At 37.8% G+C, this 20,792-nt stretch carries 17 protein-coding genes and 1 riboswitch; of the genes, 5 read left to right on the top strand and 12 right to left on the bottom strand.

Annotated elements, in window-relative coordinates; translation table 11 throughout:
- Nucleotides 1-313: 313 nt before the first annotated feature.
- The 5 genes from RVS70_RS19145 to RVS70_RS19125 form a co-directional block, all read right to left on the bottom strand.
- Nucleotides 314-1,747 (bottom strand): PLP-dependent aminotransferase family protein, encoded by a 1,434-nt coding sequence (locus tag RVS70_RS19145; protein ID WP_166530676.1) that lies wholly within the window; start codon nt 1,745-1,747, stop codon nt 314-316.
- 429 nt (nt 1,748-2,176) lie between these two features.
- Nucleotides 2,177-5,947 carry a S8 family serine peptidase gene (locus RVS70_RS19140; protein WP_321134457.1) on the bottom strand — a complete coding sequence of 1,257 codons (3,771 nt, stop codon included), beginning with the start codon at nt 5,945-5,947 and terminating at the stop codon, nt 2,177-2,179.
- Nucleotides 5,948-6,310: 363 nt separating this feature from the next.
- Nucleotides 6,311-6,499, bottom strand: coding sequence for a hypothetical protein (locus tag RVS70_RS19135; protein WP_026681742.1), 189 nt, complete (start codon nt 6,497-6,499; stop codon nt 6,311-6,313).
- Between the two features lie 280 nt (nt 6,500-6,779).
- Nucleotides 6,780-8,186: an NADP-dependent phosphogluconate dehydrogenase gene (gene gndA, locus RVS70_RS19130; RefSeq protein WP_321134454.1), complete on the bottom strand. Its 1,407-nt coding sequence runs from the start codon at nt 8,184-8,186 to the stop codon at nt 6,780-6,782.
- Between the two features lie 100 nt (nt 8,187-8,286).
- Complete coding sequence (locus RVS70_RS19125; RefSeq protein ID WP_321134452.1) at nt 8,287-9,372, bottom strand: MraY family glycosyltransferase; 1,086 nt, start codon at nt 9,370-9,372, stop codon at nt 8,287-8,289.
- Between the two features lie 180 nt (nt 9,373-9,552).
- Here RVS70_RS19125 and RVS70_RS19120 point away from each other — a divergent pair, with 180 nt between their 5' ends.
- Nucleotides 9,553-9,957, top strand: coding sequence for a hypothetical protein (locus RVS70_RS19120; RefSeq protein ID WP_026681745.1), 405 nt, complete (start codon nt 9,553-9,555; stop codon nt 9,955-9,957).
- Between the two features lie 559 nt (nt 9,958-10,516).
- Here RVS70_RS19120 and hprK read toward each other — a convergent pair.
- The 7 genes from hprK to RVS70_RS19085 all read right to left on the bottom strand — a co-directional run bounded on the left by hprK (nt 10,517) and on the right by RVS70_RS19085 (nt 17,087).
- A complete protein-coding gene (hprK, locus tag RVS70_RS19115) occupies nt 10,517-11,443 on the bottom strand; it encodes an HPr(Ser) kinase/phosphatase (protein ID WP_026681746.1) in 927 nt (308 codons plus the stop codon).
- A gap of 105 nt (nt 11,444-11,548) precedes the next feature.
- Nucleotides 11,549-12,493, bottom strand: a complete 945-nt coding sequence (gene lipA / locus RVS70_RS19110) for a lipoyl synthase (protein ID WP_026681747.1) — start codon at nt 12,491-12,493, stop codon at nt 11,549-11,551.
- Nucleotides 12,486-13,307: a lipoate--protein ligase family protein gene (locus RVS70_RS19105; RefSeq protein WP_321134449.1), complete on the bottom strand. Its 822-nt coding sequence runs from the start codon at nt 13,305-13,307 to the stop codon at nt 12,486-12,488. The genes lipA and RVS70_RS19105 overlap by 8 nt, the downstream gene beginning before the upstream one ends.
- 151 nt (nt 13,308-13,458) lie before the next feature.
- A riboswitch (TPP riboswitch) is annotated at nt 13,459-13,566 on the bottom strand.
- 290 nt (nt 13,567-13,856) lie between these two features.
- Entirely contained in the window at nt 13,857-14,159 is a 303-nt protein-coding gene (locus tag RVS70_RS19100) for a PTS sugar transporter subunit IIB (RefSeq protein ID WP_121603933.1), read from the bottom strand.
- Nucleotides 14,160-14,163: 4 nt separating this feature from the next.
- A complete protein-coding gene (locus RVS70_RS19095; RefSeq protein WP_166530680.1) occupies nt 14,164-14,493 on the bottom strand; it encodes a PTS lactose/cellobiose transporter subunit IIA in 330 nt (109 codons plus the stop codon).
- A gap of 4 nt (nt 14,494-14,497) precedes the next feature.
- Complete coding sequence (locus RVS70_RS19090) at nt 14,498-15,769, bottom strand: PTS sugar transporter subunit IIC (RefSeq protein WP_121603935.1); 1,272 nt, start codon at nt 15,767-15,769, stop codon at nt 14,498-14,500.
- Between the two features lies 1 nt (nt 15,770).
- The gene (locus RVS70_RS19085; RefSeq protein ID WP_026681752.1) at nt 15,771-17,087 is read right to left on the bottom strand and encodes a 6-phospho-beta-glucosidase; all 1,317 of its coding nucleotides are present in this window, start codon (nt 17,085-17,087) and stop codon (nt 15,771-15,773) included.
- Between the two features lie 496 nt (nt 17,088-17,583).
- Between RVS70_RS19085 and RVS70_RS19080 the strand changes: the two genes are divergently transcribed.
- The 4 genes from RVS70_RS19080 (at nt 17,584) to RVS70_RS19065 (ending at nt 20,333) form a co-directional block, all read left to right on the top strand.
- Entirely contained in the window at nt 17,584-18,315 is a 732-nt protein-coding gene (locus RVS70_RS19080) for a GntR family transcriptional regulator (RefSeq protein ID WP_166530682.1), read from the top strand.
- A 31-nt stretch (nt 18,316-18,346) separates the two neighbouring features.
- Nucleotides 18,347-19,048, top strand: coding sequence for a chitin disaccharide deacetylase (chbG, locus tag RVS70_RS19075; RefSeq protein WP_121603937.1), 702 nt, complete (start codon nt 18,347-18,349; stop codon nt 19,046-19,048).
- Nucleotides 19,049-19,124: 76 nt separating this feature from the next.
- Nucleotides 19,125-19,871: a threonine/serine exporter family protein gene (locus RVS70_RS19070; RefSeq protein ID WP_205389095.1), complete on the top strand. Its 747-nt coding sequence runs from the start codon at nt 19,125-19,127 to the stop codon at nt 19,869-19,871.
- A gap of 36 nt (nt 19,872-19,907) precedes the next feature.
- A complete protein-coding gene (locus RVS70_RS19065; protein ID WP_121605793.1) occupies nt 19,908-20,333 on the top strand; it encodes a threonine/serine exporter family protein in 426 nt (141 codons plus the stop codon).
- The last annotated feature ends 459 nt before the right edge of the window (nt 20,334-20,792 follow it).

The following is a 20,792-nucleotide window of genomic DNA, read 5'->3' as shown; positions in this document are numbered from 1 at the left end:
CCGCGGAAAGCGAAGTAATTAGTCGGAGCATTGCCAATATACATCAAACATTTCAAAATAACTACTTGGCTTAACGCAGTCATTGCACTGATTTTATACTTTCTTAACTTAGAACAAAAGCGCAAGCTCCCGATTAGCAACGTAGCGACTGAAGCGAGTCAACGGAGATAAAGGAATCACGGTGCGCTTGCAAGCCCATGATGACTTATCGCAGGGCGATACGTAAAGTCGCTACGCTTCTGGGTGCTGGAGCTGGACACGACTCAACACGCCCTATAATTATACATAGGCTCAAATTTTATAATTTCCTATACTATAAGAAATGTTTTAGCGCTTCAGAAAATCGTTTAATACCTTGATCGATTCGTGCTTCATCTTCTTTCGCAAATGTAAAGCGAATATACGTACTTCGTGTGCCCAAGGCGCTACCTGGCAAATAAATAACCCCTCTTCGAATCGCTTCTTCAAGTAAGTGCATCTCATTAATTTTGGTAGGAATTCTACACCACAAATGAATTCCCCCCTCAGGAGCATAAAAAGTAACATAATCACCTATATGAAATTGCAAACTGGATATGATCTGGTCTCTCCTATTAGCTAATTGCCGCCTTAAGCGCTTCATATGAGGATTGAAATAAACAGGCTGGAGGAATTTATCCGCGATCCTTTGAGAAAATGCACTATGACCAAAATCAAGCTGTTGCTTAGCATCTGACAATCTTTCAATAACAGCTCTTGGTCCAATAATCCAACCAATTCGTAAACCAGAGGCAACTATTTTAGACAAGGAACTAATGTAAAGCACATTCCCATTGAGATCCATTGATTTTAATGTACTCATTTTTTCCCCATTAAATGACGTTAAGCTGTAAGGATCATCTTCAATAATTGGAATTCCAAATTTAGCAGAGATGTCAATAACTCTTTGCCGACCGCTGTAGTTCAATATTGTTCCTGTAGGGTTCTGAAAGATAGGATTTAAAAAAATCATTCTTATCTTGTGTACCTTTAGTAATGAAACTAAATCATCTGGATTAATCCCATGCTTCCCAACAGGTAGCGGTAATGTTTTAACTCCAGCTGTTTGAAAAACTGGTAAATGGTAACTATATGAAGGATCCTCGATAGCCACAGTATCACCTGCCTTTAACAGACATTGAACAACAAGATGCAATGCCTGCTGTGCACCTGAGGTAATTAAAATAGAAGAAGGATTAGTATTAATTGCTTTATATTCTTTCACATGTGCGGCAATTGTCTCTCTTAATTTCTCATTACCTAATGGATGATCATACCCAAGCGTTTCTGGAAATTCCCCTGAACCAGCGATTTCCTTTAACGTAGTTGTTGGAAATAAGCCTTCAGATAACTCACCACTGGCTAAATTAATTATATCCTCTTCCGTCATCTCCTCCCGAAGTCGTTGTGTTATAGGAAGGTTTTGTAGAAAGGAGCCGGCTTCTATATATCTGTTCCAATTTGGAATCCTTTTCTTTTCCATTCCCCATATATCTCTACTAATTGTCGTCCCGCTACCTTTTTTTCTTTCTATTAAACCGTTTGCTTGCAATTCATCATAAGCCGCCACTATCGTACTTCTATTTACCTGTAAATCGTTTGCCAGTGTGCGCTCAGATGGCAAAGGCTTATCAGCCAGAAACGTTCCGTCATCTATTCCACTCTCAATATAATCAGCAATTTGTTTATAAATAGGCTTTTTTGCCATGCGGTCCGGTTTCCATTTCATTGCTTAACGTCCTTTACATAGATTCTTTTCTTCTATTATAACAGGATACTATTGGATTCGAATACGCTACCACGATACAATGTCAAACTTTCATTAGTTCCTTTTCCCTTCATTCCTCTCTAAAGCCCCCACGCTTCTATCGATCCACGCTCTCCTATAGGTTCAATTCATCGACGGTAGTTGTTATACCTTTGAAAGAGCGTAAAAGGTGGTTTTCAAGTCAGCTCACCACACAAGCTTTGATGGGTCACTTACACTTTATAAAGTGAAACTTCAATCATTAGGGGAGCATTACTGCCAGTTATATGTGGGGTAATTTCTTAAGAAAACTTGAAGTGGGGCTTTTTACGAATAAAAATAAACAATCGGATTCTAGAATTATTAGAACCCGATTGTTTGTCATTCCCTTACGCATCAGTTAGTGATTGTTTAACCAAAGATTTCCCAAAAATTACCGAATATGGACCACAGTTTATCGAAGAGATGTCCAAATAAGCTATCCTTCACACTATCTGTATCTCCAGTCCGTTTAGTTACCGTATAGGTTTCAACCGTTTCATGTCCTGCTAGATCAACTACTTTAAACTCGAAGACATTTTCTCCATCTTCTAAATCTAATTCTACCTCAATCTCTTCATTAAATTTCTTCTTACCGTATGGTTTAGATAGTTCATGTGTATAAACATGATCTCCATCAACATATAAATTAATGTCATCGAAATTATCTTTCACTTTTGCAGTTAATGTAATATGATCTTCTTTCGTTTTCTTTTTGCCTTTTATTTTTAACTTTGCTTTCGAAGAATCAACAAAGTATCTTCTACCTATTTCCGTTTCATTTCCAACATTATCTACTGCCTTAATATGCTTAAAATAGTAACCATCTTTCTTATGAGATACCGGCATTGAAAAATCGTAACGCTCTTCTTCCTCGTTGTAAACAAGCTCTGCTTTTTCCCCGTCAATGGTTACTTCTTTTACACCAGACTCATCCGTAACATACCCAGAGAATACGACTTCTTTATCTGCATCAGCACTATTCATTTCTGGAGTTAATAAGTGAAGATCAGGAACCGTTTTATCAGGCTCTATCATTTCTGCTTCCGCTTCTACTTCATTACCTGCATAGTCAGCCGTTACGACTGTAATCGTTGCATCTTCATCTACATCCGTCAACGTATGTTCTGTTTCACCATTTACATATGGTTCTTCCAATACAGATTCTCCGTTTACAAGAACATCCCAATAAGCTACGCCACTTCCACCTTCCGTATCTTCTGCATGTACGGTGAGAAGCTCTTCATCAAAGCTATAAGATGCCTCTACCTCTGGAGCAGTAGTATCTAATATTACTGGAAGTCTTAGTGTTTGCCATTCCGCACCCTCATAATCAATGACTCCCTCTGCTTGTAGATAATAGTTACCCTCAGGAGCTGGTTTTCCTTTTATTTTCCCATCCCATGCACGATCAGCAGAAATAGAGTAATAAGGACCTGCACCTGAATCATAATAGTTTTTCACTAATTCTGATTCTAATCTAATGGTACGTACTTTTTTGCCATCCTCATCTAAGACCGTGAATTTTGCATCTTTTGCGTTCCTTAAGAAAGATAGCATCATTAATGCATCATCCTGCACGCCATCACCATTTGGTGAGAAAGCAATCTTTTCAGGATCTACTTCACCTGTAGCTAAATCTTCACCAAGGTAGCCATATTGCATTTCTCCTGAGTCATCTTTACCTAATGATGTAACGACAGAAGTCATTTCATAAAAGGAATCATCATCCCATACAGGCTCATCAAAAATAGGTGCATTATCCCACTCACCTTTGAACCCTACATATGGGACAGTTAATTCAGGGTTCGTATCTGTTGGATCCGTTAACGTAACAAATCCTTCTAACCAATATCCATTCGTAAATATTTCTGCAAGTGAATCATCTACCGAACTCACATCAATAGTTACTGTAAAGGTTGTTGAATCATTTGCTGGCACTTCTATGGTAGCGTCTTGATCTCCATTAATTGTCGCTAAGTCACCTAAATCATTTGATGGGAACATATTTGGTGCAGTGACAATCACACCACCTCCATCAACTGGTGTATCCGTTTGTACATTTGCCTCAACATCATAGGTTACCGCTTCATCACTGAAGTTTTGTGCAGTAAGTTCAAATGATACTTGATCACCAGAAATTTCTTTTAAAGCAACTTTAGCTTCATTGGTTTCTGCTTCTGTTACAACTACTGGTGTTGATAATGCTGCATGGAGTTGCATTAATCCTGAACCTTGTCGACGTGGTGATACAGGTTCTTCTTCAAAATATACTTGATCAGATGTATTCATCATTAAATTTTTTGCGAGATTAACACGATCTGCTTGCTCATAACCAAATTCCTCATCCACACGTTGCAGAACTAATGCACTTCCACCAGATACATGAGGAGCAGCCATGGAAGTTCCGCTCATTAATCCGTACTCATTATCATTTAATGTAGAATAAATTTGTCCACCTGGTGCTGTAATTTCCGGTTTAAAATCGAGATTCGGCGTAAGACCCCAGGAAGAAAAAGCACTCATTTTCCCAGCATCTGGATTATCTATCGTCGTTGTTTCTCCTGAGAATTCTACTGAAACAGCTTGTCCATTTGCTAATGCTTCTGCAAGTTGATCCCCATCACTTTTCAACATAAATAATTGCGGAATCGTAATGGATGCCTCTGAAGCCATATTCACAACACCATCTGTATTATTATAAATAATAACACCAGTAGCCCCTGCTTCTTGCGCATTTAATGCTTTTTCGGTAAATGCAAGCTCTCCACGTTGAATGAGTGCATATTTACCTGAGAGATCTTTTCCTTCAAAGTCTTCCGGATATCCTAGTCCTGCATCAACTAGTTCAAACGATGATCCATCCTCAGGCGGGCTTGTCTGACCAGCTGACAAAAATGCTGCAGAGCCTGCTTCTCCATCAATGGTATAACCTAATTGGTCTACTTCCATAAACGTGTTTTCATAGGAAGCAACTTGTAAAGATTCATAAGAAACACCAGGTGATCCTACTAAACCATAATCAGGATTAGATGCATACGGGTAAAAATATCCATCGGCAAATAAAGCAGAGTTCCCAGCAGAAATTGACATTAATACGCCATTATCTACCGCACGAGCAACTGCTTGCTGTTCTGGTGAGTCTGGATCAACATAACCTGCTGTAGACCCAAGGCTCATATTTAATGCGTCTACCCCTAATTTAATTGCATCATCAATAGCCTTCACATAAACATCACCATACGTATATTGCATTTCTGGGTCATTTCCGAATACTTTTAAGGCTAACAACTGAGCTTCTGGTGCAATTCCTAGCACCCCACCATTGTCTTCATCACCATTGGCACCTACTGTACCAGCAACGTGCATACCGTGATAATTTGCTTCTGCATGTATCTCACGAATTTCATCATTTTCATCCATATAGTTATAGCCATAAGGAACCTTATCGGTATAAAAATTCCCAGGTAACCCTTCCTCATCAATGGTTTCATTGACTGCCTCTTCGGTTAATGCAGCCGTGTCTGCATCTGATAAAACCATGTCTTGATGAGTAGAATCGATGCCCGTATCAATGATACCGACAACCATACCTTCTCCTTTATAGCCATAATCCCTCCAAGTCTGTTGGGCTTCTACTAATTCTTTACTGTATTTCATTTCAGGCTTAGCAATTGGGCGTTCATACTCATTAACTACGTGTACCTTCTTTACATTTGGTATGTCCTTTATTTTTTTGAGGTCGCCCTGTTTTACCTCTGCACTAAAGCCATTAACGACAGTTGTAAATTCTTGTAAGTATTTTGCTTCCACTTTTTGTTGCTTCATTTCTGATTTAATCGTTTTTTGCTTTGCTTTGGCATCTATCTCCAGTTTCTTTTTCTCGCTTTCTGCAAGACTATTAAATTTTATGCCTTTTTTTGTAGCCACTTCAATAGCTGGCTTATCTTTCACTTCAACGATAACACGTACTTCTTTATCTGGATTTCCTGTTTCTGTCAATTTTTCTGATGTTAAATCAGCTTTTTTCTTGGTTTGTCCAGATAATTGGCCCATTGCACTAGCTGTGGAAAAGTTACTGAATGCAAGTAATAGCACAAATAAGATGATAAAAGACCTTTTTAGCATTGGTTTCCCCTTCATACATTCTCCCCCTTATTAATTTGGTAGTTTACTAGAATCGTGACTCTAGCCTCCTTCCTCTGAATAAACTAAGACTTAATATTCAGATATTAACAATCATAGTAAATTTCCGAATATTAAGCCAGCATCAAAAGTCCTAGTGTTAAAGTTATAGAAATTCTTGGTAATTCGACAAAAAACAACATAAACCACCAATATTTTGTCATGTTTCTATTACTTTTTCTACATTTAAATGATAGGCTTGTACGGTTTTATTAATATAGTAGGAAATCCACGACGTAACCTGAAATAGGCTCGCTTCACGTTGGCACGAATCAAGCTAACTTGGTAAAGAAAAAAACATTACCAAATGAAGCTTCTGGCTCATGCTGTTCCCGCAGGAAAGATTCGGTAGCCGTACATTGCACGGAGAAAAAATGCACTCTTCTTTTCCCGTTTAAATGGGGAACTGCTTGTCATTCCATACTTCTTAACCAACATGTCATATCCTAAATAACCCTTTTGATATGCTCTTACTACCATTAATTTATATGGATCACTATATATAGCCATAAAGAAACACCCCAAAAGATAGATTTCACTCTAACTTTTGGGGTGCCGTACATCATTTTAGTTCTTTTTATTGTTTCTTATTTACTTTTATGCCGTGGGAGAAATTATCAGTGATGTTTCCGTGTGGCATATTGATTTTTCGGAAAAGCTGAATGACTTTTGTTCTCAAACAAGCTAAGCATCGTCCACAGGATATAGAGACTTTCTGATAATTAGTCATGTTTGATGGACAGCTGATCATCCTTTATAATTCCCGCAAGGTTTTTAATGGGTAATCTATTTATAGCCAATTCGTATGGAAGACGCCCTCTTTATCTTTTCTCTGATAGGTGTGAGCACCAAAGTAATCTCGTTGTGCCTGTAAGAGATTAGCTGGTAAATCTGCAGAACGATAGCTATCATAATAAGCTATTGCACTTGAAAATGCTGGTACAGCAATACCATGCTTAACAGCTGTAGCTACGACTTCTCGTAAAGCTCCTTGGTAGCCTTCGACAATTTCTTTAAAATAAGGATCGAGCATTAAATTAGCTAGTTGTGGTTCACGATCATAAGCTTCTTTAATTTTTTGCAAGAAGTGCGCACGAATGATGCAACCACCTCTCCATATCATGGCGATATCACCATAGCGTAAACCCCAATCATTTTCGTCGGATTGGGCACGCATTTGAGCAAACCCTTGTGCATAAGAGCAGATTTTACTCATATATAGTGCTTTTCGAACAGCTTCAATTAGTGCTTGTTTATCACCTGCAAATGGTACATCAGGACCTTGCAATTGTTTACTTGCTTTTACACGTTCATCTTTCATTGCTGAAATAAAGCGAGCAAACACTGACTCGGTAATCAATGGAAGTGGAACACCTAAATCCAATGCATTCTTACTTGTCCATTTACCAGTTCCTTTTTGTCCAGCAGTGTCGAGAATAACATCAACTAGTGGTTGGCCGGTATCTTCATCTTTCTTTGTAAAAATATCAGCTGTAATCTCAATTAGATAACTGTCCAATTCACCTTTATTCCATTCAGAGAAAACCTCATGAAGCTCATCTGCATCAAGCCCTAGTACATGCTTCAATATGTAATAAGCCTCGGAAATTAGTTGCATATCACCATATTCAATACCATTATGAACCATTTTCACATAGTGCCCGGCACCATCTGGACCAATGTATGTCGTACAAGCTGCTCCGTCTACCTTAGCAGAAATCGCCTCAAAAATTGGTGCCACAAGCTCATAGGCTTCCTTTTGTCCACCAGGCATAATAGATGGACCTTTTAGCGCACCTTCTTCGCCACCAGATACGCCTGTTCCAATAAAATGAATACCTGTTTCTTCAAGTGCCTTATTTCTGCGAATCGTATCTTCATACAGTGTATTTCCACCATCAATTAAAATGTCACCTTTTTCTAAATAAGGCTTCAGTGATTCAATAGTTGCGTCTGTAGCAGGTCCTGCTTTAACCATTAGCAAGATTTTTCTTGGCTTTTCAAGGGAATTCACAAATTCCTCTATTGTCTTCGCACCTATGAAATTTTTTCCTGTTGCTTCATCTTCTAAAAATGCTTCTGTTTTATCTACAGAGCGATTGTATACGGCAACAGAGTACCCACGGCTTTCAATATTTAGTGCAAGATTTTTTCCCATAACCGCTAACCCAATTACACCAATTTGCTGTTTTTGCATATATATGCCATTCCTTTCTAATCTATATGTCAGTAAAGAATTTCTATCTTTATTCTATCCCATTATAGTAAACTTTGCTTAAATAACAAAAGCTTATGATTTACGTATTATCTTTATCTACTTTTCTCTTCTTGAATAGCCTCTGTAATAAGTCAAGCATTGGGCGCTTTCCCCCCATTACAATACCCGCCATTTCTGCAAATACATGCAGGAGAATAAGTACAAAAAAAGTAATAACAAAGGCTGTGGTAATACTCGCATTGGAAAATAAAATTGCCATTGCACCAAACAAGGCACTAAATGCGTAAATTATTAGCACTGTTTTGCGATGGCCATAGCCTGCGTGTAGCAGTTGATAATGTATATGCTTATTATCTGCCATCATTATATTCTCTTTATTATATGCTCTTCGAACAATAGCAAATAACGTATCAAAAATCGGTACTGCTAGAACGATAATTGGAATAATAAAGCTGAATAGAGCAATATTTTTAAATAAACCAAGCATCGACACTACGGCAATCATATATCCAAGAAAATTAGATCCCGTATCTCCCATATAAATCTTTGCTGGATAGAAATTATGATAAAGAAAGCCAAGATTACTGCCTATCAACACTACACATATGTAAGCTACAAGAACTTGCGCATCAATTAATGCCATAATAAATATGCTGATCAATGCGATTGTCGTAACTCCCGTTGCCAGCCCATCTAAGCCATCAATTAAATTGATTGCATTTGTAATACCTACCACCCAGACTACAGTGACAAAAACGCTAATAAAACCTAACTCCACAGTACCGAAAAATGGCAATGTCAGTCTTTCTATAATCAGCCCAGCAGATACGAGAAATGTAGCAGCAATTAGCTGGCCCGTCAGCTTTACAACTGGTCGAATGCTGAACCGATCATCTAAAGCACCTGTAAGAATGATTACAACAGCACCTGCAGCAATTTCTGGTAAATGTGGATGCATAGGATGTAAATAAATCATCCCAGCTATCGTTCCTAAAAATATAGCAAGTCCACCTAAACGAGGTGTCACCTTCGTATGTATTTTACGATGATTCGGTAAGTCGACAGCTCCAATAAACATAGCAAATTTTTTCACTGGATATGTAAGTAAAAAAGCAGTTAAGAGTGCTATTAAAAACGCAATCCATAAATCCAAGTAATTAAACATAGAATTCTCCTAAGTATCCTAGATGACTTTCCTAGCTGGATTATAATTATTTTCAATTCAGATAAGACCAGCTTAAATTATATCGAATAATAGCAGTTTTTAGCAAATCTTATTGTGGAACTTCATAGTACATGGTAAGCTGGTTTTAGCATTTTTACTAGAGGTAAGGAGGATGAGACAGTGATTCCCTATGTTTTTGTCGCTGCAGCAGCATTCGCTGTATTTCCCATTTTAATTCTATTTAAAATAAACGTTGAAAAGCTTAAAAAGGATCCTAGACAGCAAGGTAAAGTACAAACAAATATGATGTTAGGTGTAGCTATAAGCGAAGCCATTCCAATTATTCTCATTATATACGGCTTTTCAAAACTAGCCCCTGTTTCTGATGTTTCTACTTTATATGTCCCTGGAATAATTATTGTGTTTTTCATGTTATTTGCTGCTTTCTTTATTTTTATGCAGAGAAAAGTAGATGTGGAGGAAAATTCCAAATCGGCTGTAAACAACTTTTCGATGATCAGCCTAATGTTAACAATGGCCATCCCACTTATTTCTGTTATTTCTTTATTTTTAATGGTTCCATAACGTATAAAAACCTCCTTGATATGGTAGGAGGTTTAGCTTGTAGAGAACCTTTTGTGTTTTCTACAAGACTTTTTTCGTAGGCGAACGGAATACCACTCGCTTTCCGAGGAAACGACAATAACGCAGCCCATGCAGGTCTTCTGAATCTGCGTAGCTACGTTCCACTTCTCTTTTCTCATTCCGATACATCCACTTACTTTGATTATAAATCCAGTTCCATTGAACCAGTTCTATCGCTCCTTCCCACACATGACGTGTAATGGTTTTCTGGAATAAGCACACCTTCTTTACTCAAAGAATCCGCACCGTGAAACTATACGCGCTTTCCGCAGGCACAGCCTTAGCTAACTTGGTAAAGAAAAACACCTTACCAAGTGGATCTTCGGACGCGTACTGTTCCCGCTGGAGTCTCGCTTATTTCAGGTGCTGAATTAATAATTTTGATCAAAAAACGAACAATAATTAATTTCAACCAATTATCGTTCGTTTTTTGATTGTTTCTTCATTCTTTTGTCTCAGTCTCTTGATCCTTCTATGATAGAAGGACTTCTATCTATTTTTACTCTTCTGTTTCTGTCCGATCAGAATCTAAACGTTGAATAAATTCTTCCGCAGCACTATATCCTTGCTGCTGTAAATACCAATTATTTGCTGCCGCTTCAATTAAGCCGACAACATCACGACCAGGCTGTAGCTGTATTTCAATACGAGGAATTGTTACCCCCATATAATCACTAGTTTCCGTAGCTACTTCTAATTCATTATTTAACTCATTCTTTTGCCACGCTGCCAGCTCAATATCAAGAGCAATACGAGTTTCCTCTTGAAATGCCTTTCTACCATACAGTCTTACCACATTTAAGAGCCCAATGCTTCGTAGTGCAAGAAATTCCTTATTTGTACCATTATGTGTACCGAGTAATGTTTCTGGTCCTAATTTTTTTAAGACAACCATATCATCTGCTACAAGCCGATGTCCTCGACCAATTAAGGCATGGGCAATCTCGCTTTTACCAATTCCAGATTTACCACGAATCAATATACCAAGTCCAAAAATATTAACACATACACCGTGAACAGCAGTCTCAGGAGCTAATGCCTTTACCATATAAGCATCATATTTATCCATAAATGTAGATGTCGCTTCCTTCGTACGTAATAATGGAATACCTTCTTGCTTGCAAAATCTAGTCAAATACGTTAATCCCTCTTGATTTGATGTAACAATAAAACAAGGTGGATGATAGTTTACGATGTTACCGATACGTAGCTGCCGCTCCTCATGTGATAATTGATGTAAGTAGGTAATTTCTTTTCTTCCCAATACTTGAACGTGTTCCATCGGAAAGAAATCAAAGTATCCAATAAACTCCAATCCAGGCCGATGCGTTCTAGCTTTTGTTATCGTTCGGTTCAATTGGTCCTCTCCTGCCAATACTTCCAAACTAAATTGCTTTGCTAGTTGCTTTATTGTTACAGCATTCATCTGTATACGCTCCATTTCTATTCACTTCATAGGTCTGAATCTCTTGACTATTCTTATTACGAAAAACAGATATAAGAAGTTTCATGATAACGTATCATGATGAAGTTAAAAAGTGAAGTCGACTTCCTTATTTTCCTGTTTCTCATAGCCCTTCATATAATTAATTCGACGCTGTGCAGAAGCTTGTGTTACTTGCTCATCTGCATGATAGGAAGAACGAACTAATGGACCTGCCTCACAGTGCCTGAAGCCTTTATTAATAGCTATTTCCTTCAGCTCTTTAAACTCATCAGGATGATAATAACGCTCTACATTTAAATGTTTTTTAGTTGGTTGTAAGTATTGACCAATTGTTACAATGTCTACCTGATGTGCTAACAGATCATCCATCGCTTGAATAATCTCCTCTTTTTCTTCTCCTAAACCTACCATAATACTAGATTTTGTTGGTGTGTTTGGAGCAATTTCTTTTACCCGTTGAAGTAGCTGCAAGGAACGGTCATACATCGCTCTGGCACGTACACGTTTTGTTAATCTCCTTACCGTTTCAATATTATGGTTAAAAATATCTGGAGCACTATCCATAAGTGTATGCAGACTATCATAGTCACCCTTCATATCAGAAGGTAGAATTTCGATAGTACAGCCAGGATTTTTTCTTCGTACTGCTCGAACAGTTTCAGCAAAAACGGCAGCACCACCATCGTTTAAGTCATCGCGAGCAACTGCTGTTACAACAACATGTCTAAGCCCCATTACAACAACAGAATCCGCAACTCTTTCTGGCTCTCCCCAATCCAGTTCATTTGGCAGTCCAGTCTTTACAGCACAAAAACGGCATCCTCGTGTACATGTATCTCCAAGAATCATAAAGGTAGCTGTTTTTCTTTCACTCCAACATTCATGAATATTCGGGCAACGTGCCTCTTCACATACAGTGTTTAAGCGATTATCACGCATTAGTTTTTTTAGTCCTCTGTATGATTTATTCGTATTTAACTTTGTTTTTAACCATTCAGGCTTTCGAATATACGTCTGATCTTTAGGCATGGGTGACCGCTCCTTTTCTCGTGTTCTCATCAGAATAGTTTGTTTCAGCAAGTTTATATACTTCATCCCATTGACTTTTCGTTAATGAAAAAGGCTCTAACTTAATGTTTAGTCCTTTCGAGAACCCCTCCATAAAAGCAGGTTTAATTGTTTCGTACGAATGCGCTTGATTTGTTAACTGATTAATTGTTGTTGCTTTTTTCCAAAAGCCTTGTTTTTTTCTTTCTTTCAATTTGTCTGAAGGAAATAAAAATAGATCGAATAGCAAATCAATGTTCATGGTTATCGGTATCGATCCATGCTGAAGCAGTACCCCTTTTTTTCTAGTTTGTGCATTTCCTGAGAGTTTTTTACCATCTGCAACCATTTCATAAAAAGCAGGCCGCTCGAAGCAAATACTACTTCTCTCCTTGGAAAATGATTCAGCGTAGGTTGCTTCTATTCCTAAGTTTTGATAACCTTTTAGAATTCCTTTCGACAAATCATAATAAGCTTGGCGAATCGAAGAAGCTATCATAGGATGATCCTCAGAAATAACAATACTGTATGTTAATTCATCATCATGCAATACCGCACTTCCACCTGTCATTCTGCGTACAAACTGACATTGATGTTTTTTTACACCTTCTAAGTCAATTTTTCCATCTACTTTTTGAAAATGACCAATCGAAAGTGTCGGTTTCATCCATCGATAAAACCGTAATGTCGGCGGTATTTTCCCTTCATAATGCCAATGAAGCAAGGCTTCATCTAATGCCATATTAATGGAAGCATCATGTGGTACATTTTCTAAAAATCCCCATTGTTCATGCATGAAAATCGCCTCCCAATAAGAAATCGACTTCCAGCACATAGAAAGAGCTATCGAGATCAAAACTAGACTGACTACCTGCAAAACAGAGAACGATTTGCTATACATTAAATTAAAAACTGCATTCCTTGTGAATGCAGTCAACATTTATGTAGCCTTGGTGACCACACTTTCCCACGCAGGCATTATCCTGTTCGGGTACAGAGGGTCAAAACGAATACGTCTTTCTCAGCTATTCCAAATAGCTCCCCTAGTGCTGTAACATTTCCTATTAAATTTTCTAACAAAAACAGCTTAACAAGATTGGTATAAATTGTAAAGGTCTAAATAAGAAAACTCTGATAGCTCATCTTTAACAGACTAATAAATCCCTTTAAAACGCTATACGACCAAACAACATGAATGTCGCCTAGTTCTGGGGGCTGGACGCGGCCCAAAACGCGCCTATTTATCCATATTGGCAAATTTCACTATTTCCTAGACGATAAAAAAATAGCTGCGCTGTAATCCAGCGCTTCAGAAAACAGGCAGCTATTCCTTTCATGTATGAAATTATTTTGCAAGCTCTACTGCCTGATCTAAAACTTTATCACCTTGTATCATGCCGTATGCCATTTGATCGATTACATCGACGGCAATGCCATGTGGTTCAACCTGTTCTTTAATTTTCTTTTCTAAATAGCGAACCTGTGGACCAATTAATACAACGTCTAGATTATCTAATTCATTTTTTAACTGTGATTCAGCAACTGCATTTATTTCTGCATCTAGATTCCGCTCCTCAGCTGCCTGCTTCATTTTTTTAACAAGCATAGACGTTGACATCCCCGCTGAACAAACTAGTATAATTTTCATTTTATTATCCCTCCAATGTTTGTATTTTCTCATACATGTCTATCATTTCAACCGCTAAGTCTTTCACTGTCATAGCCGTCATTAGATGATCCTGCGCATGGATCAATATTACGGATAAATTCGTTTGTTTTCCATCTGCTTCTTCCTGTAAAAGTTTTGTTTGCATATGGTGTGCATCATTAAATTCTTTATCAGCCGCTTCAATCTTTTGACGTGCCTCGTTGAACTGGTATGCCTTTGCATGAGAAATTGCTTCCATCGCATGTGACCTTGCATTTCCAGCATGTAAAATAATTTGGAAAGATAACATTTGAACATCCTCTGTTGTTTCCATTGTATTAACCCTCTTTTCGTTGTCTTAGTGTTCTAACTCCTGCCATTATAAACGGTATATACATAAGTACAGCAAGCGTTAAATTAAATACCTGTAAGGCAATTCCACGCCAGCTTCCTCCAGTTACTAAGTAACCGCTTAATATTGGTGGCGTTGTCCACGGCAAGATCGCTACTGTTCTTGGAACTAGTCCAGTCGCCAATGCTATATATGACGTAACAGTTAACGTAACCGGTATCAAAATAAAAGGAATTAACATTGCAGGATTCAAAACAATTGGCAAACCAAATATTACTGGCTCGTTAATGTTAAATAACCCTGCTGGTGCAGATAACTTTGCCACTTGACGATAAGGGTGATTCTTTTCTCTACGGATGACAATAAAGATAGCAATTAATAAGGCAATTGTGGTACCAGATCCACCCATGAACACGAATGAGTCAAGGAATGGCTTTGTTACAATATTTGGTACTTCAAATGCGGACATTCCACTCTTAAATAGATCTAAATTTTGTTCAATTAATGGTAAATATAATGGTTCAATAACGGATCCAATAATATTCGTACCATGTAAACCAAAGAACCATAGTAAATGATTGAGGAATGAGACAACCATTGCTGCAGGCAGCGTATTCCCTAACCCCTGTAATGGTTCTTGAATAACATTGAAAATAACCTCAAACACGCTTTGCTCTGCAAATACATTCATCAATGCTTGGAAGAAACCAAGAATGATGAGTATAATTACTGCAGGAATTAAAGCTTTAAAAGAACGAGTTACTCCTTCAGGAACACCTTCTGGCATTTTAATTGTCATTTTTGATTTTATTAAGATTCTGAATAATTCCGTTAATACTAATGCAAGAATAATTCCGACGAATAACCCTTGTGTCCCCAACCATGCTGCATTCAAGCCACCATCCTCAGTCCATGGGACGAGCATAATGAAGCCCCCAGCAGATATTAGACCTGCTGATAAGCCATCAACATCATAGGACTTAGCTAAATTATAAGCGATAGAAAACGAAACTAAAAGTCCCAATACAGCAAAGGTTCCATTCCAAATACTTCCCCCAACTGCCTGCCAATTACCGTCTCCAAAAATACCATTCATCCATTCTACGAAATTGAAACTTCCAAATGGCGGAAAGTTATTAATCAGGATTGCTAATGAACCAACAATAATTAAAGGCATAATCGCAACGAATCCATCACGCACTGCTACTAGATGACGTTGTGATCCAATACGACCAGCAATTTCAATGAACTTATTCATTCTAATTCCCCCTTGATTTAAATTGTGGTAAATATGATTTATGTGCTTCTAATAACTCATCAAGCACAACCTTACTACCTTTTTCGTTTGCAAGAAGTGGATTCATAACCATTGCTGTATATGCATCGTTGTAATCTCCAGATATACTTGCCCGAATCACTAACTCTTCAAATGCCTTCATTTGATAAATATGGCCTTTCACTGTATGTGGCAATGCACCTACAGAAATCGGTTTTGGACCATTATTTGTAATCATGCAGTTTACTTCAATAACTGCATCTTCAGGCAGATCTGGAATAGCCCCATTATTAATCGTATTTACAGTCTGAACATCCTGTTTGTTGTTATATATAGAGTCCATCAAACTGCAAGCGACGTCACTGTAAAAAGCACCACCACGTTCTTCTAGTTCCTTAGGTTTTTCATATAATGATGGATTACTATAGATGTTAAATAAAGATGTTTCCAAATTTTGCACAACCTCAGCCCTAGTACCATTTTCCTTAAATGCTTTCACATCTTTTTCCAAAACCTCTTTCGTTTGGAAATAATACTGATGATATGGATTAGGAAGAAGTCCAGTTGCTTCAATGAATGTCTTCGACCAGCCTAAATTAACAATGTTTGCAGGTGAGTAATCTAAATCGCCGCTTAACTTCTCCAAAACTTCTTTGGTACGATCTATTCCATTGACATATACCTTCTTACCGAAAACAAAATGGTTCATCCCAATAAATTCAATTAATACGTCATTTGGATCGGCATCCAATATTTCTGCTGTTGAATGACGCATATTGTATGGAATATTACAAACACCAATAACCTTCTTATGTGGTGAATGTTTCAATAATGCTTCTGTAACGATTCCAGCAGGATTTGTAAAGTTTATAATCCACGCATTGGGACAAATTTCATGAACATCTTTTGCCAAATCCAATAATACTGGTATGGTACGAAAGGCCTTAAATATTCCTCCAGCCCCATTTGTTTCCTGACCAATAAATCCGTGACTTAATGGGATTCGTTCATCCTTTGAACGAGCAGCTAAACCTCCTACTCTTATCTGTGTTGAAACAAAGTCAGCTTGTTTAAGTGCTTCTCTACGATCTAATGTCCACGATAGATTAATAGGTTTATTGGATTTTTCTATCATGCGTTGTGCCAGATTACCGATAATCTCGAGTTTTTCCTTCCCAGCTTCAATATCAACTAGAACAATATCTGTAACAGGGAATGAATCATGGCGACGAATTATCCCTTCAATAATCTCAGGTGTATAACTCGATCCACCACCAACTACTACAAGTTTTACTGTCATTTGTATAAACTCCTTTGATGAATTTTGAAAACGCTTTTAATTATAATGAAAAATTAAGCGTCTTCTGGAATGATCCAAAAAACTCTAAACTTCTTCCTTAACTATTGGTTACTTATACCTATTCCGTTTCTCCATTAAAAATGTATCATACAAATTATTTATTGTCCATACATTATTAAAAAATTGTTTTATATTGTCATTACATTTATAAAATATTGTCATTAAATGTGTAATCTTGTACACTTTAATTAAATAAATTTACAAGTAAAAGAATTTTTAATAACGCATACATGTAGACAGTACAATTACTATCGGGCTATCGACAACCATCTACATTACCTAACCGGGTACTTCATGTATTATCCTGCAAAAAGGTCTTTTGCTTTTTACAACATATAACCAGATAATTTTAGTTTCACGTAATTTTAACGAATTGAAAATTTCCTTTTAACCCATGAACATGATAAAAAGATCAAATAGATAAGGGAGTGCACGAATGGAAAAGAACCAATCATTACATGCCTATATAAAAGAGGAACTACTGAATCGAATTAAAGCTAATAAATATAAGAGAGGAGAAAAGATACCTACAGAGCTAGAATTATGTAAGGGTTTTGGCGTGAGTAGAACAACTATTCGAACTGCTCTCAATCAATTAACTGTTGAGGGTTACTTAGAGCGTCATCAAGGCAGAGGAACTTTTGTCGCCGATCAGAAAGTAAAACAGACATTATCCCAAACCGTAAAACGATATAGCGACCAGATTGCCATTCAAGGGAAAAAAGCAGAAATCACGTTGATTAGTATTCAAGTTGTACCGGCAAATGAATATCTAGAACAATCGTTAGATGTTACGTTAAATGACCCCATTCAAAGGGTGGAGCGGGTTCGTAAAGCGAATACTGAGCCGACTCAATATGAGATCGCCTACATTCCGTGGAATGTTGCACCAGGAATTACAAAGGAACAAGCCGAGACCTCGCTTTATGGAGCTTTAAAAGAGGATTTCAGCGTCCACATAGCAAAAACAACGGAACATGTAGAAATCGCACTTGCTGATGAGCGCTCCTCTTCACATTTAAACTGTGAACCTGGTTCACCATGCTTTTATATTGAAACCGTTGCAGAAAATGAAAAAGGGGAGAAGGTAGAATATTCTCGCTCTTACTTTAGAGGAGATAAAACAAATTTTGTCATTGAACGTAACTACCCATTTGAAGCTGAATAAAAGTTTAATAATATGGAGGGGGAAAATATTTATGAAGGTTTTATTTAATGCGGATGATTATGGTCTAACAAAAGGAGTAACAGATGGCATTATACAGTCCCATTTGCAGGGGGTAGTTGATTCTACAACGTTAATGATGAATGGGCTGGCTGTAGACTATGCAGTAGAACAAGCGAAAGCACATCCAACTTTAAAAGTAGGAATCCATCTGGTATTAACTTGGGGGAAACCATTAAGCTCCAAGATATCTGATCTTGTAAACGAGGATGGTACGTTTAGATTTAGTAGTCGTTTTCGACAAATGAATCCGCCCAATTTACAGGAATTGGAGTTAGAATGGCGCTCCCAAATAGAAGCTTTTTTGAATACGGGTCTTCCTTTACATCATATTGATAGTCATCATCATGTACATGGTTGGGAGCCACTTAAACCTTTAATCATGAAGTTAGCAAAGGATTATCAGGTCCCTGTTCGTGTTACTGACTCCTTAAAAGATGAGAAAGATATATTATTAACAGAACAAATCTGGTTAGACTTCTATGGAGAAGGAATAACCCCTGATTTATTCTCACAAATCCAATCACTTGAAGCATCAAGTATTGAAATAATGACGCATCCAGCGATGGTCGACAACGACTTATTAAATATAAGTTCTTATTTAGATAAAAGACAGGAAGAATTAAAGATATTATGCTCCTTACAAGCACCAGATTGGGTGGAAAAAATAGAATAAGCCGAACATCCTATCTTCTGGACGAATCGTTCCTATCATTACATATTAGTAACATGCTTATGAAAGGGGGAACCCTATGTATAACAATGACCCTACTTCTGTAGCTAAAGTCTGCATTCTTGCTGGAAAAATCATGTTGGAGAGTGGTGCAGAAACCTATCGAGTGGAAGATACAATGAATCGAATCGCAATTGCCTATGGATTAGAAAATGCGGAAAGCTATGCGACACCAACAGGTATTCATTTTTCTACTGAAGGAGAAGCGACCTATTTCCGTAGAATCTCCAATCGTTCAACTGATCTCCATAAAATTACTGAAGTAAACAGTATTTCGCGACAAATAGCCGAACAATCTATTGAGGTAAAAGAGGCTTTATTATTGCTAAAGGGCGTTCAGCATGCCAGTGAATCATTTCCATATTGGATGCAAATTCTAGCAGCTGCATTAGTTAGCGGTAGCTTCACCATCATGTTTGGTGGATTATGGGGTGATTTTATCCCTTCTTTTATTGCTGGTGGAGGAGGCTTTGCTGCCATGATCTGGTTTGAAAAGCTAGTGGAGATAAGATTTATTGCCGAATTTCTAGCTTCTTTTATCATTGCCATTCTCGCACTTATAGCTATCGAGCTGAATTTCGGCATGCTAATGGATAAGATTATTATCGGGGCCGTAATGCCTCTTGTACCTGGGTTACACATAACAAATGCAGTACGTGATTTGATGGCAGGTCATTTAGTAGCCGGTGTTTCAAAAGGCGTTGAAGCAATATTAACAGCCTTTGCAATCGGTGCTGGTGTTGCTGTCGTATTTGCCTTTATGTAGGATTAGGAGGAGATAAACTTGCTCTTTGCTCAACTAATGACAAGCTTCATCGCTGCTAGTGGATTTGGTATTCTTTTTAATGCCCCCAGACAAGCTTTAATCCAGTGTGGACTTGTCGGCATGTTCGGCTGGATTGTCTATTATATCTTGGTTGATCAAGGAATTGATACCGTTCCTGCTACTATCTTTGGTTCCATGCTTGTTGCTGTATTAAGTCATCTATGTGCAAGATTATATAAGACACCAATAATTATTTTTAATGTGTCCGGAATAATCCCTCTCGTGCCTGGAGGCATTGCTTATGATGCCATGCGAAAATTTGTTGAAAATGATTATTTTAGCGCTGTTCAACTTTCAGCAAAAGTGATGCTGTTAGCCGGGGCTATTGCCATCGGCTTGATGTTCTCTGAAGTCGCTAATCAAATTTTTAAGAAAGCCTGGGGCTGGTTCCGTCTCGAATAGTTGATTTTCTAATTTCTAACTTATATGATAGTGGAAGTTAATGATTTATAAGTGAAGCTTCAATCAGTTGAGGGGCTGTTTTATCCCCCACTTATGGTTAGTACCACAGGGGTATGGCCTAAAGGCCTTTGAACCAATCGGACATTTACTGGCAGTTGTTCCCATACTTATCCATATTTATTTCAGTTTATTGCCTGGAGTCGGGGGCTTACTGCCAGTTATATGCGGGATAAAGTGAAACTTCAATCCGTGGGTTTCGGATTGATAGTAGAACCAATCGGACATTTACTGGCAGTTGTTCCCATACTTATCCATATTTATTTCAGTTTATCGCCTGGAGTCGGGGGCTTACTGCCAGTTATATGCGGGATAAAGTGAAACTTCAATCCGTGGGTTTCGGATTGATAGTAGAACCAATCGGACATTTACTGGCAGTTGTTCCCATACTTATCCATATTT

It is taken from the genome of Virgibacillus sp. M23 (genome assembly GCF_034190895.1).
Lineage (GTDB): Bacteria > Bacillota > Bacilli > Bacillales > Amphibacillaceae > Virgibacillus > Virgibacillus salarius.
This window is presented reverse-complemented; position numbering and strand designations above follow the sequence as displayed.

What these genes read in the sequence shown, in the direction of transcription:
- RVS70_RS19070 (WP_205389095.1), top strand. Translation starts at nt 19,125, where the DNA reads ATGTATAACAATGACCCTACTTCTGTAGCTAAAGTCTGCATTCTTGCT.
- RVS70_RS19105 (WP_321134449.1), bottom strand. Translation starts at nt 13,307, where the DNA reads ATGCATGAACAATGGGGATTTTTAGAAAATGTACCACATGATGCTTCC.
- RVS70_RS19100 (WP_121603933.1), bottom strand. Translation starts at nt 14,159, where the DNA reads ATGAAAATTATACTAGTTTGTTCAGCGGGGATGTCAACGTCTATGCTT.
- hprK (WP_026681746.1), bottom strand. Translation starts at nt 11,443, where the DNA reads ATGAATGCTGTAACAATAAAGCAACTAGCAAAGCAATTTAGTTTGGAA.
- RVS70_RS19145 (WP_166530676.1), bottom strand. Translation starts at nt 1,747, where the DNA reads ATGAAATGGAAACCGGACCGCATGGCAAAAAAGCCTATTTATAAACAA.
- chbG (WP_121603937.1), top strand. Translation starts at nt 18,347, where the DNA reads ATGAAGGTTTTATTTAATGCGGATGATTATGGTCTAACAAAAGGAGTA.
- RVS70_RS19095 (WP_166530680.1), bottom strand. Translation starts at nt 14,493, where the DNA reads ATGGAAACAACAGAGGATGTTCAAATGTTATCTTTCCAAATTATTTTA.
- RVS70_RS19090 (WP_121603935.1), bottom strand. Translation starts at nt 15,769, where the DNA reads ATGAATAAGTTCATTGAAATTGCTGGTCGTATTGGATCACAACGTCAT.
- lipA (WP_026681747.1), bottom strand. Translation starts at nt 12,493, where the DNA reads ATGCCTAAAGATCAGACGTATATTCGAAAGCCTGAATGGTTAAAAACA.
- RVS70_RS19065 (WP_121605793.1), top strand. Translation starts at nt 19,908, where the DNA reads ATGACAAGCTTCATCGCTGCTAGTGGATTTGGTATTCTTTTTAATGCC.
- RVS70_RS19140 (WP_321134457.1), bottom strand. Translation starts at nt 5,947, where the DNA reads ATGAAGGGGAAACCAATGCTAAAAAGGTCTTTTATCATCTTATTTGTG.
- RVS70_RS19125 (WP_321134452.1), bottom strand. Translation starts at nt 9,372, where the DNA reads ATGTTTAATTACTTGGATTTATGGATTGCGTTTTTAATAGCACTCTTA.
- RVS70_RS19085 (WP_026681752.1), bottom strand. Translation starts at nt 17,087, where the DNA reads ATGACAGTAAAACTTGTAGTAGTTGGTGGTGGATCGAGTTATACACCT.
- gndA (WP_321134454.1), bottom strand. Translation starts at nt 8,186, where the DNA reads ATGCAAAAACAGCAAATTGGTGTAATTGGGTTAGCGGTTATGGGAAAA.
- RVS70_RS19080 (WP_166530682.1), top strand. Translation starts at nt 17,584, where the DNA reads ATGGAAAAGAACCAATCATTACATGCCTATATAAAAGAGGAACTACTG.
- RVS70_RS19135 (WP_026681742.1), bottom strand. Translation starts at nt 6,499, where the DNA reads ATGGCTATATATAGTGATCCATATAAATTAATGGTAGTAAGAGCATAT.